Origin of the sequence: Streptomyces sp. SirexAA-E (assembly GCF_000177195.2) — a bacterium.
GTDB classification, from domain to species: domain Bacteria; phylum Actinomycetota; class Actinomycetes; order Streptomycetales; family Streptomycetaceae; genus Streptomyces; species Streptomyces flavovirens.
In genome coordinates, this window is the sequence record NC_015953.1 from 7,299,349 (window position 1) to 7,311,331 (window position 11,983).

11 protein-coding genes are annotated in these 11,983 nt (G+C 71.3%); 4 read left to right on the plus strand and 7 right to left on the minus strand.

All coding sequences use genetic code 11. The features are described from left to right. The first annotated feature begins 68 nt into the window (after positions 1–68). Complete coding sequence (locus SACTE_RS31960; RefSeq protein WP_014050164.1) at positions 69–1,133, plus strand: enoyl-CoA hydratase/isomerase family protein; 1,065 nt, start codon at positions 69–71, stop codon at positions 1,131–1,133. A gap of 49 nt (positions 1,134–1,182) precedes the next feature. Here SACTE_RS31960 and SACTE_RS31965 read toward each other — a convergent pair whose 3' ends face one another. The 5 genes from SACTE_RS31965 to SACTE_RS31985 form a co-directional block, all read right to left on the minus strand. After that, positions 1,183–2,667, minus strand: a complete 1,485-nt coding sequence (locus SACTE_RS31965) for a rhamnulokinase family protein (RefSeq protein WP_014050165.1) — start codon at positions 2,665–2,667, stop codon at positions 1,183–1,185. 77 nt (positions 2,668–2,744) lie between these two features. Continuing rightward, positions 2,745–4,790 (minus strand): bifunctional rhamnulose-1-phosphate aldolase/short-chain dehydrogenase, encoded by a 2,046-nt coding sequence (locus tag SACTE_RS31970; protein ID WP_014050166.1) that lies wholly within the window; start codon positions 4,788–4,790, stop codon positions 2,745–2,747. 78 nt (positions 4,791–4,868) lie between these two features. Continuing rightward, positions 4,869–6,035: an L-rhamnose isomerase gene (gene rhaI / locus SACTE_RS31975; protein ID WP_014050167.1), complete on the minus strand. Its 1,167-nt coding sequence runs from the start codon at positions 6,033–6,035 to the stop codon at positions 4,869–4,871. A 309-nt stretch (positions 6,036–6,344) separates the two neighbouring features. After that, a complete protein-coding gene (locus SACTE_RS31980) occupies positions 6,345–6,572 on the minus strand; it encodes a hypothetical protein (RefSeq protein ID WP_014050169.1) in 228 nt (75 codons plus the stop codon). An 85-nt stretch (positions 6,573–6,657) separates the two neighbouring features. After that, complete coding sequence (locus tag SACTE_RS31985) at positions 6,658–7,149, minus strand: hypothetical protein (RefSeq protein ID WP_014050170.1); 492 nt, start codon at positions 7,147–7,149, stop codon at positions 6,658–6,660. 130 nt (positions 7,150–7,279) lie between these two features. On the opposite strand from SACTE_RS31985, the gene SACTE_RS31990 reads away from it, so the two are divergent. Continuing rightward, on the plus strand, positions 7,280–8,149 hold the full coding sequence (locus tag SACTE_RS31990; protein WP_014050171.1) for a pentapeptide repeat-containing protein: 870 nt from the start codon (positions 7,280–7,282) through the stop codon (positions 8,147–8,149). Between the two features lie 9 nt (positions 8,150–8,158). Here SACTE_RS31990 and SACTE_RS31995 read toward each other — a convergent pair whose 3' ends face one another. Continuing rightward, positions 8,159–8,689, minus strand: coding sequence for an SRPBCC family protein (locus SACTE_RS31995; RefSeq protein WP_014050172.1), 531 nt, complete (start codon positions 8,687–8,689; stop codon positions 8,159–8,161). Positions 8,690–8,844: 155 nt separating this feature from the next. Here SACTE_RS31995 and SACTE_RS32000 point away from each other — a divergent pair, with 155 nt between their 5' ends. Beyond that, complete coding sequence (locus SACTE_RS32000) at positions 8,845–10,221, plus strand: radical SAM protein (protein ID WP_014050173.1); 1,377 nt, start codon at positions 8,845–8,847, stop codon at positions 10,219–10,221. 246 nt (positions 10,222–10,467) lie between these two features. Here SACTE_RS32000 and SACTE_RS32005 read toward each other — a convergent pair whose 3' ends face one another. Next, complete coding sequence (locus SACTE_RS32005; protein ID WP_226995247.1) at positions 10,468–11,151, minus strand: NAD(P)-binding domain-containing protein; 684 nt, start codon at positions 11,149–11,151, stop codon at positions 10,468–10,470. A 161-nt stretch (positions 11,152–11,312) separates the two neighbouring features. On the opposite strand from SACTE_RS32005, the gene SACTE_RS32010 reads away from it, so the two are divergent. Further along, on the plus strand, positions 11,313–11,864 hold the full coding sequence (locus tag SACTE_RS32010; protein WP_014050175.1) for a glycoside hydrolase family 25 protein: 552 nt from the start codon (positions 11,313–11,315) through the stop codon (positions 11,862–11,864). Positions 11,865–11,983: the final 119 nt, after the last annotated feature.

The window sequence follows — 11,983 nt, forward strand, 5'->3', positions numbered from 1 at the left end:
CGGGAGGCCGGGACGGGCATCGCAGAATGGCCCACGGAGACCACCCACGGCTGACCGGAGCGCACCACATGAACGACGACGAGTCCGTCCTGCTGCACACCGAGGGCCACACCCTGCACATCACCCTCAACCGCCCCAGGGCACTGAACGCCCTCACCCACACCATGGTCCGGAGCATCGACGAGGCCCTCACCCAGGCCGAGGCCGACGCCTCGGTCGTCGCCGTCGTGATCAGCGGCGCCGGCGAACGAGGACTCTGCGCGGGAGGCGACATCCGCTCGATCTACCAGGACGCCCGTGCGGGCCGGCGCGCCTCCGTGGACTTCTGGCGCGACGAGTACCTGCTGAACGCGCGGATCGCCCGGTTCCCCAAGCCGTACGTGGCGCTCATGGACGGCATCGTGATGGGCGGCGGCGTCGGCGTCTCGGCCCACGGTGACGTCCGCGTCGTCACCGAACGCTCCCGCGTCGCCATGCCCGAGACCGGCATCGGCTTCGTCCCCGACGTCGGCGGCACCCATCTGCTCGGCGCCGCGCCCGGGGAGCTCGGTACCCACCTCGCCCTCACCGGCAGGCCGGTGAACGCCGCCGACGCCCTCGCGTGCGGGCTCGCCGACCACTTCGTCCCCTCCGCCCGGCTGTCCGACCTCGTCGAGGCGCTCTCCCGGTGCACCGCACCCGCGGATGTGCCGGAGACGGTCCGGCGGTACGGGGGTACGGCACCCGCCCCGGAACTCGCGGAGCACCGCGCGTGGATCGACGACTGCTACGCCGCGGACACGGTCGAGGAGATCATCGACCGGCTCGCACACACCGGGTTGCCGGCGGCCGAGGAGACCGCGCGCTCACTCCGGACCCTGTCACCCACCTCGCTCAAGGTCACCCTCGAAGCCGTGCGCCGGGCCCGGCGGCTCGGAGGGCTGGAAGCGGCACTGGACCAGGAGTTCCGCGTCTCCTGCCGCGCCTTCGAGGGCCACGACCTGGTGGAAGGGGTGCGGGCCCGCATCATCGACAAGGACCGTGCCCCCAAATGGAACCCCGCGCAGCTCGGTGACGTCACCGAGGCCGATGTCGCCCGTCACTTCGAACCGCTCGGAGCGGGAGAACTCGGTCTGCACGCCGCCGCCTCCTGACCCTGCCGTGAGGCGTCATCGCAGGGAGGCGGCGCGGGTGCCGGAGTGCTCAGCCCCGTGCCGCCTCCAGGCGTTCCGCCGCCCGGTCCCAGGCACCCAGGTCTCCCCGGGGCGCGTAGTGGCGCAACTCCTGCGTGGAGGCGACCAGCCGACGCAGGCCGCCGAGGTCGCCCACCAGCCCGTGGGCCCGGGCCTGCAGCAGGACATTGCCGAGCGCGGTCGCCTCGGCGGGCCCGGCGGTGACCGGCAGACCGGTCGCATCCGCGGTCCACCGGCACAGCAGTTCGTTGCGCGAGCCACCCCCGACCAGATGGACGTGGGTCAGCTCGCGGCCCGCCAGTGCCGCCGCCCGGCGCAGCGTCCTTCGATGGGCCAGCGCCAGGCTCTCCAGCACACACCGCACATACCCTCCCGGCCCGTCCGGCACCGCCTGACCCGTACGGGCCAGCACCGAGTCGATCCGCGACGGCATGTCCCCCGGGGCCAGGAACACCGGATCGTCGGGATCGACCACCGCGGCGAACGGCCGTGCGCGCGCCGCCTCCGCGAGCAGTGCGCCGAGGCCGGGGGAGTGCCCCTGCCGGGCCCAGGTGCGACGGCACTCCTCCAGGAGCCACATCCCCATGATGTTACGGAGATAGCGGACGGTACCGTCCACCCCGCGCTCGTTGGTGAAGTTCGCGGCACGTGACTCCTCGGTCAGCACCGGGGCGTCCAGCTCCAGACCCGCCAACGACCAGGTGCCGCACGACACGTAGGCGAAACCGGGCTCCCGCGCCGGCACCGCGGCGACGGCGGACGCGGTGTCGTGCGAGGCGACCGTCGTCACCGGCGTGTCCGGGGCGAGACCGGTGAAGTCGGCGGCCTGCGCCAGCAGGGTCCCCGCCCGGGAACCCGGTTCCCGCAGCGCCGGGAAGAGCGTGCGCTCCAGCCCCAGCCGGCCGATCAGCGCGTCGGACCAGCGTCCGGCCCGTGTGTCGAACAGGCCCGTGGTCGACGCGTTGGTCACCTCCGCCCCCACCGTCCCGGTCAGCCAGTACACCAGCAGATCGGGCATGAGCAGCAGCGTCCGTGCCGCCCCCCACTGCGCCGTGGAGCGATGGGCGGCCAACTGGAAGACGGTGTTGAAGGGCAGGTGCTGGAGCCCGGTGACCTCGTACAGCTCGCGGGCGCCGACACCGGCCAGCACCTGCGCGGCGGCCGGGCCGTTGCGGTCGTCGCGATAGTGGAACGGCATACCGAGCAACGCCCCGTCCGCGTCCAGCAGACCGTAGTCCACCGCCCAGGTGTCGATGCCGACAGAGGCGACGGGCCCGCTCCGCGCCGCCGCGCGCAGACCGTCCAGCATCCCCTGGTACAGCGCGAGCACGTCCCAGCGGAGGCCGTCCGGGAGCCGCACCGGGACGTTGGCGAAGCGGTGCGCCTCGGTCAGGACCAGCTCGCCGGGACCGACCCTGCCCGTGATGACCCGCCCGCTGGTGGCACCGAGGTCCACCGCGGCGAACACCGGGTCCTCTCGTGAAGTCGCAGACATGAGAACTCATCCGTTCAGGCGGCGCCGTCCTGGGAAGCGGTCCGGTGAACCGCGTCCGGGGGCGGCGCCACGTGCGCTCAGCGCAGGAAGGCCGCCGCCACACCGGCGTCGACGGGGATGTGGAGGCCCGTGGTGTGGGTCAGGTCGCCACCGGTCAGCGCGAACACTGCGTTGGCGACGTGCTCGGGCAGCACCTCACGCTTGAGGAGCGTGCGCTGGGCGTAGAACTCGCCGAGCTTCTCCTCCTCGATGCCGTACGTCGCCGCGCGCTGGGCGCCCCACCCCGCGGCGAAGATCCCCGAACCCCGCACCACACCGTCCGGGTTGACACCGTTGACCCGGATACCGTGCTCACCGAGCTCGGCGGCGAGGAGCCGCACCTGGTGCGCCTGGTCGGCCTTGGTCGCCGAGTACGCGATGTTGTTCGGGCCCGCGAACACGGCGTTCTTGGAGGTGATGTAGACGATGTCACCGCCGAGCCCCTGTGCCCGCATCATCCGTGCCGCCTCCCGCGACACCAGGAAGGAACCGCGCGCCATGATGTCGTGCTGGAGGTCCCAGTCCTCGGCCGTGGTCTCCAGCAACGGCTTGGAGATGGAGATCCCCGCGTTGTTCACGACGAGGTCCACCCCGCCGAATGCGAGCGCGGCGGCCTTGAACGCGTCGACGATCTGCTCCTCGCCGGTCACGTCCACGGTCACGGCGACGGCCTTGTCGGGTCCGCCGAGCTCCTCGGCGACGGCCGCCGCGCTCTCGCCGTTCAGGTCCGCGACGACGACACAGGCCCCCTCCGCGACGAGCCGCCGCGCCACGGCCCTGCCGATGCCCGAGCCCGCACCGGTGACCAGCGCGACCCTGGTGGCCAGGGCCTTCGGCGGAGGCATCCTGCGGAGCTTGGCCTCCTCCAGCTCCCAGTACTCGATGCGGAACTTCTCCGCCTCCTCGATCGGCGCGTACGAGGACACCGCCTCGGCACCCCGCATCACGTTGATCGCGTTGAGGTAGAACTCTCCGGCGACCCGCGCCGTCTGCTTGTCCTTGCCGAAGGAGAACATGCCGACCCCCGGTACCAGCACCACGGCCGGGTCCGCCCCGCGCATCGGGGGAGAGTCAGGGAGGGCGTGCCGTTCGTAGTAGGCGCGGTAAGCCCGGCGGTACTCCTCGTGGAGCACCCCGAGCCGGTCGGTCACCTCGTCCAGCGGCGCGTCGGACGGCAGGTCCAGGACCAGCGGGCGGATCTTCGTACGGAGGAAGTGGTCCGGACAGGACGTCCCCAGGGCGGCGAGACGGGGGTGCCCGGAGCGGGAGAGGAAGTCCAGCACCGGTTCAGCGTCGGTGAAGTGTCCCACCTGCGGGCGGTCCGTGGACGCCAGGGCGCGGATCACCGGTGCGAGCGCCGCGGCCCTCTCCCGCCGCGCCTCCTCGGCCAGCGGCTCCCGGCCGGGCAGCACGGCGCCGAACGGCTCCGCCCTGCCGTGTTCGGTCAGGAAGGTCTCGGCGGTGCGGATCATCCACAGCGCGTTGCGCTCGCACTCCTCGGAGGTGTCCCCCCAGGCGGTGATGCCGTGACCGCCGAGGATCACCCCGACCGCCCGCGGGTTGGCCTCCTTGACGGCGGCGATGTCGAGCCCGAGCTGGAATCCCGGCCGGCGCCAGCTCACCCAGGCCACCTTGTCACCGAAGCACTCGGCCGTGAGCTTCTCGCCGTCCGCCGCACAGGCCAGTGCGATGCCGGAGTCCGGATGCAGATGGTCCACGTGGGCCGCCCCGACCAGGGCGTGCATCGCGGTGTCGATCGAGGGGGCGGCACCCCCCTTGCCGTGCAGGCAGTAGTCGAACGCGGAGACCATCTCGTCCTCGCGGTCCACCCCCGCGTAGACGTCCTTGAGCGCGCGCACCCGGTCCAGCCGGAGCACCGCGAGCCCCGCCTCGGTGAGGGTGCCGAGGTCGCCTCCCGACCCCTTGACCCAGAGGAGCTCGGTCTCGCCTCCGGTGACGGGGTCCCTCTCCGTCGCCTTGGCGGAGGTGTTGCCACCGGCGTAATTGGTGTTGCGCGGATCGGCGCCGATCCGGTGCGCGCGCTCCAGGAGGGCGGCGACCTCGGCGTGCGTCGCGGACGTCATGAGGGTTCCTTCGCGGGACGGGGACGGGGGCGGGGGCGGGAAGGGGCGGGACGCGCGGGGTGAACGGGGGAGGGGCGTTCAGGCACCCCAGCCGGCCTGCTCGCCGCCGACCCGGTCCGCGGCGATGCGCTCCTGGTTGCCCGAGGCGAGATAGGCGCCGAACGGGTCGCGGTCCAGGCCGATCTCCTCGCGTACCTCGGCGAGCAGCGGTCGCACATCGGTGTTGTAGGCGTCCATCAGCACGCCGTTGGCGGCGAGGACGTCTCCGGAGCGCTGGGCGGCGGCCAGTGCGTCGGCGTCGATCAGCAGGGCCTTGGCGGTCGCCTCCTGCACGTTGGTGACCGAGCGGATGACCGCCGGGATCTTGGCCTCGATGTTGTGGCACTGGTCGAGCATGAAGTTGACGCCGGTACGTGCCTCCAGCCCGCCGCCCGCGACCACCTCGTGCATGATGCGGAACAGCTGGAACGGGTCGGCGGCGCCTGCCATCAGGTCGTCGTCGGCGTAGAAACGCGAATTGAAGTCGAAGGCGCCCAGCTTCCCCTCGCGGAGCAGGAACGCCACGATGAACTCGATGTTGGTCCCAGGTGCGTGGTGACCGGTGTCCACCACCACCTTGGCCTTGGGGCCGAGCTTGAGGCAGTGGGCGTAGGAGGTGCCCCAGTCCGGGACGTCGGTGGTGTAGAACGCAGGCTCGAAGAGCTTGTACTCCAACAGCATCCGCTGGTCGTCGCCGAGCCGTTCGTAGACCTCCGCCAAGGCCTCGGCCAGCCGGTCCTGACGCCCCGTGATGCTGTCCTGGCCCGGGTAGTTGGTGCCGTCCGAGAACCACAGCTTGAGGTCCGGGGAACCGGTGGCGTCCATGATGTCGACGCACTCCAGCAGGTGGTCGACGGCCTTGCGCCGCACAGTGGGGTCCGGGTGGGTCACCGAGCCGAGCTTGAAGTCGTCGTCCTGGAAGACGTTGGAGTTGATCGTGCCGATCCGCAGTCCGAGGTCCCGCGCGTGCCGGGTCAGCGCCGGATAGTCCTCGACCCTGTCCCACGGGATGTGCAGCGACACCTTCGGGGCGACACCGGTGTACCTGTGGACCTGCGCGGCGTCCGCCAGTTTCTCGTACGGGTCCCTGGGTACGCCGGCCTGCGCGAACACCTTGAACCGCGTCCCCGAGTTGCCGTAGCCCCAGGACGGGGTCTCGATGACCTGCGACTTCAGAGCCGCCTTGACGGCCGACACATCAGACATGAACACCTCGTGATCAGAGCCGTCCGGCGACCGGTCGCGATCGAGGACGTGAGCTGCGTGAACGGGAGCATGAATCGTTTCATCCGGGACGTACGCTAGGTTTCGTCAGCATGTCCGTCAAGCCGCTGGCCAAGTTTCCGCAGGATTTGAATCAATTCACCGAGGCGTGCGAAAACACCGGTGACCTCGGACCGGGGCGAGGGGGCGCCTCCCGGCAGCACGCCGCGACCGCGGCGGGCGCTGCCGGGATCCGAGCGGCCGCCTAACCACCCCCCCGGTAACCGGTGCCGCCGCGGTCACGCGCCGGACTCAGCGGCCCGGCGCCGCCGCACCCGGTACGAGCGTCCGCACCAGGGCGAACAACCGGTCCTCGTTCCCCGCGAGGCCCGCGCGTCCCAGGGCCTCGTCGGCCTCCTCGATCGGCGAGGCCAGCAGCGGCATGTACAACGGCGCGTCGGCCGGATCCGCGAGCACCGCGCGGGTCGCCTCCAGTAACCGCACGTACGCCTGGGCCGCGATCACTTCGTCATGGCGCATCTCAGCATCTCCCGGTCGAAGGTGTCGGACCGTCAAGCATCCCCCAGCGGTCTGACAATGCCCCGTGAACGGTACGGAGAGCGGCTCAACGCCCCCGCGCACGCCCTGTTCCGGCCGGGGGCTCGACCTCGAGGAAGCGCCGTCGCTTCGGGCCCCGGTACAGCAACGGCGTCCAGCCCGCCGCCCGCAGTACCGTGAGACACCGGCCCAAGGCCTCCTCCTCGTCGTGCGCCGCCCCGCTTCCCGGCGGACCGGCCCACTCCACCCGCACCGAGCCGGGCGCCTCGCCCGCGCACACGCGGTACCCGGCGGCCGTGCGCTCACCGGACGGCCCGGTCGCCGACGCGGGAATCCCCGCCGCCTCCAGGGCGAGCGCCACCGCACGCACCGGCCTGTGCAACTCCCACTCGGCCGGCACGCCTTCGGGGTCCGGATGCCCCGCCCGGGTGAGCCGCCGGATCTGCAACAGCCCCTCGAACGCCGTCCGCACCGCCGCGGCCCGCTTCTCGGGCGGCTCCGACAGCGGCGGGCCGTCCCCGGTGGACGGCTCGAACGACGCCTCCCGCGAGTCGTCCACATCCTGTCCCCTCGCCGGTCCGGTACTCCGCCTCCCAGTCTGCGCCGGCCCACTGACAGCGACCGGAACACAGGCACGGCGACCGCCCGATAGGGTTTGCCTCCAGCGACGCACCCGGAGGAACCAGCACGTGCCCGACACCGACCCGACAGTGCCCGCCATCGAGCGGGCGGATCTGCGAGCCGACTGCGCGAACTGCTTCGGGCTGTGCTGTGTCGCGCTGACCCTGACCGCGTCGGCGGACTTCGCCGTCGACAAGGACGCGGGTACGCCGTGCCGCAACCTTCGGGACGACTTCCGCTGCGGCATCCACACCCGGCTCAGGACGGAAGGGTTCCCCGGGTGCACGGTGTACGACTGCTTCGGCGCGGGTCAGAAGATCTCCCAGCACACCTACCAGGGCGAGGACTGGCGGCGCCGGCCGGACACCGCCCGGCAGATGTTCCGGGCCTTCCCGGTGATGCGGCAGCTCCACGAACTGCTCTGGTACCTCACCGAAGCCCTCACCCTGCCCGCCGCCGTACCCCTCCGCCCCCAGCTGCGCGCCGCACTCGCGACCACCGAAGCCCTCACCTCGTCCCCGGCCGGGGAACTCGCGGAACTGGACGTGTCGGCACACCGCGAGCGGATCGCCGCGCTGCTGCTGCGTGCCAGTGAGCTCGTCCGTGCCGGCGGCCACCGTCGCAAGAAGCGCAACCACCGGGGGGCCGATCTCATCGGCGCCCGGCTGCGCGGCGCCGACCTGCGGGGCGCCGACCTGCGTGGTGCCTTCCTGATCGCGGCGGACCTGCGCGGCGCCGACCTGCGGCTGGCCGACGTCATCGGCGCCGACTTCCGGGACGCCGAACTGTCCGGCGCCGACCTCACCGACGCCCTCTTCCTCACCCAGGCCCAGCTGAACGCGGCGAAGGGCGACACCGGCACCAGGCTCCCCGGGGCGCTGACCCGGCCCTCGCACTGGGCGGGCGTCCGGGGAGACGGTGGCGCCGGAAAGGCCTGACGCCCCGGGTCAGCCGTCCGTCGCAGGCCGGCCCCCGCTCTCCGCCTCCTCCAGCGCCGCCTTGAGCCGCTCCAGCGTCGTACGGATGTTGCCCCGCTGGAACTCCGCGAACGTGCGGCCGCGCGTCGCGACCCGGTCGAACGCGTTGGCGAGGACGTCCGGCCACGTCCGGCGGTCGTCGGTCCACGTCTCGGTGACCCGGGTGCCGCCGTCGGCCTCCTCGAAGCGGTACTCCCACTGGGCGATGGCGCCCCGGAGCCGAGGCTGCCGGGCACCGATCGCGTGTACCCGGAAGGCGAACCGCACACCCGGGTCGGCGGCGGTCACCGTGCACCTCGTGGTCCAGCGGAAGGCGCCGCGCTTGTTGCGGCCCTCGAAGACCATGCCGACGTGCGTCTCCCGCTGACCGCCGAGCACCCGTGCCCCCTGGTTCTCCGGGCTCCAGCGCCCCATCGCGGTGGGATCGCTGACGTGTTCGTAGACGACCGACGGAGCTGCGTCGATCAGAATGCTGTCCGAGACGGACATGGTGCGCGGCATCGGGGTCACTCCCTGTCCACGCCCGGACCGGCCCCGACGGGAATCGGGCGGGCAGGCCGGACGGATCACGTGCGAACGGTTGACGGTGCTGGTTCGTTGGACAGTGTGGCGTACACGCAGGAGTGTCCAGCACACCGGACCAGAGGAGCCCGCACATGGCACGTCCCACCGAGACCGGCCCCGCCCGCACCGCCCGTGCGGGCACGGGCGACCGCACGCGCCTGGTCGAAGGACTCATGGAGCGGTATCCGCACGTGCCACGTGAAGCGGTGATCAAGGAAGACCTGCTGCGCGGGGGTATGGCCTTCGACGAGTCCGCGCTGAGCGACAACGAGCACGGGGACGTCAAGCCGAAGTCGTACTTCATCTTCTCCTTCGACCACGGCACCCTGCCGGAGCTGGGCGCTGCCGCGCTGCGCCGGCCCCCCGAGGAGATCGTCCTCACCGGTGGCTCCTACGACCTGCGCCGCACGGTGGTGTCGGTGCGGGTCAACCCCGCCTCGCCGTACCGGGTGGCGGCCGGGGAGGACGGGGTCCTCGGCCTGTACCTCGACGGGGTGCGGATCTGCGACGTCGGCCTGCCTCCGATGCCGGACTACTACCGCCACACCCTGGACAACGGCAAGTCCGTGATGGAGGTGGCGCCCACCATCCAGTGGGGCTACCTGGTCTATCTCACGGTCTTCCGGGTCTGCCAGTACTTCGGCGCCAAGGAGGAGTGCCAGTACTGCGACATCAACCACAACTGGCGCCAGCACAAGGCGGCGGGCCGCCCCTACACGGGCGTGAAGGACGTCGAGGAGGTCCTGGAGGCCCTCGCGATCATCGACCGCCACGACACGGCGAGGACGACCACGGCCTACACCCTCACCGGCGGGGCGATCACCTCGCACATCCAGGGCCGTGACGAGGCGGACTTCTACGGTCAGTACGCCAAGGCGATCGAGGAGCGCTTCCCCGGCCGGTGGATCGGCAAGGTCGTCGCCCAGGCGCTGCCCAAGGCCGACGTCCAGCGTTTCCACGACTACGGCGTGCAGATCTATCACCCCAACTACGAGGTGTGGGACCGCAGGCTGTTCGAGCTGTACTGCCCGGGCAAGGAGCGCTACGTCGGCCGCGACGAGTGGCACCGCCGCATCCTCGACTCCGCGGACGTCTTCGGCGCCCGCAACGTCATCCCCAACTTCGTCGCCGGTGTGGAGATGGCCCAGCCCGCCGGCTTCACCACCGTCGACGAGGCCATCGCCTCCACGACAGAAGGCCTGAGGTTCTTCATGTCGAACGGCATCACACCGCGCTTCACCACCTGGTGTCCCGAACCCACCACGCCGCTCGGCAGGACCAACCCCGACGGGGCACCGCTCGAATACCACATCAGGCTGCTCGACGCCTACCGCTCCACCATGGAGGAGTACGGGCTGTCCTCGCCCCCCGGTTACGGTCCTGCCGGCCCCGGGCGCGCGGTGTTCTCCGTCAGCTCCTTCATGGACAGCCTCGCCCCCGGGACGCCTGCGGCTTCCGGGCGCCCTTGACTTGGAGCCCGCTCGAAATGATGGAATCCCCGGCGTGCCCGCAGTCGTCGCGGAGCACGGACGTCGACACCGTGGTGGTCCGGCCGGTCGGCCAACCCGTCTGACGCCGGGCGCCCGGGGCACGGCACGTGACGCCCCGGGCGCCCGCCCGCCCGATCGCGCGCCGGAAGCGGCCTGCGACAGGGCCACCGGGCCCCGTGCGGCTGTCTCGGCGCGGTCGCACGGGCCCGGTGGCCGGTGGAACGGTCAGGCGCGCCACTCCGCGGTCCGTTCCCGCGACGCCTTGGCCAGTGCCTCGGCGATGGCGTCCGCGTCACCCCGGTTGCCGTACACGGGCGTCCCCGGCTGCTGGCGCCACGACTCGTCCAGACCGCCCGCGTCCACGGTGTCGAAGCCCAGCTCGTCGATGAGTTCGCGTACGACCTGCTTGGCGGCCGCGTCGTCGCCCGCGACCGGGAGGGCCTGCCTGCCGGCCGTCCCCCGGGGGAGCCCCTTGTCGAGGATGTCCTGGGCATACGTCCCGTTGAACGCCTTGACCACCGGATGACCGATCCGCTGTTCGGTCCACCGGCTCTCCGTCAGTCCTTCCTCGATCGCGGCGATCCGGCCGTCACGCTGCTGCGGGTAGTAGTTGCCCGTGTCGATGACGGCGACGCCCTCCGCCGCCCGGTCGAAGAGCCCCGACGGCAGGTCGGGGACGGCCTTGAGGGGGACCGTCACCACGACGACCTGAGCGCCGTCGGCGGCACGGTCCGCGGTGACCGGGGTGGCGCCCGTCTCCTCGGCCAGGTCCTTGAGCGTGTGGGGGCCGCGCGAATTGGCTACGGACACGTCATGACCCAGCGCGCTGAGACGCCGGGTGAGATTGCCGCCGATGTTGCCCGCCCCGATGATGCCGATCTTCATGGATCCGACCTTCCGGTACCGAATGCGTTGGGTAAAGGCTCTCGCCGGATCACCAACTCCGCTCGCGCGGTGACTATTCCGGGGTGGAGAAACGGTTCTGTTGTGTGCGTGCGGATGGCTGCCGACCACGCGGGCACATATGGGACAGCGAACGGAATCACAGTGCTCAGTCGGAGGTGGTGCCCGTGCTGCACGGCATCGATGTCAGTTCCCACCAGACGGACTTCGACACGGACGGGGTGGACTTCGTCTTCATCAAGGCCACCGAGGGCCGCTCCTATGTCAATCCGAAACTCGACGGGCAGGTCAAACGCGCCAGGGACGCGGGCTGCGTCGTCGGCTTCTACCACTTCCTGTGGCCGGGGGACGCGAAGGACCAGGCGAAGTACTTCGTCTCCCGGACTCCGGAGAAGGCGGGTGACCTCCTCGCGGCCGACTGGGAACAGACCGGTGACGGCACATGGGCGAGCAGCAAGGACAAGGACCGCTTCATCCGCGAGGTGAAACGGCTGCGGCCCCACCACCGCGTGCTGCTCTACTGCAACCGCACCTTCTGGCGGACCCACGACACGTCCTCGTACGCGGGAGACGGGCTCTGGATCGCCGACTACGTGTCCAAGGGCAAACCGCGCATCGAGGCGCCCTGGCGCATCCACCAGTACACCGACAGCCCGCTCGACAAGAACGTGGCCGACTTCTCCTCGAAACAGGCGATGCGCGACTGGGCCGAGGACTGAGGAGGGGCGTCAACACGCGGGCGGCCGGCATCGGCCAATGGAGTGTCCTTTGCCAGCCACGGGTGCGGAGTCCTCGGAGATGTCGCGCGGTAGTGCCGTGGGGGAGTCCATCCTGGTCG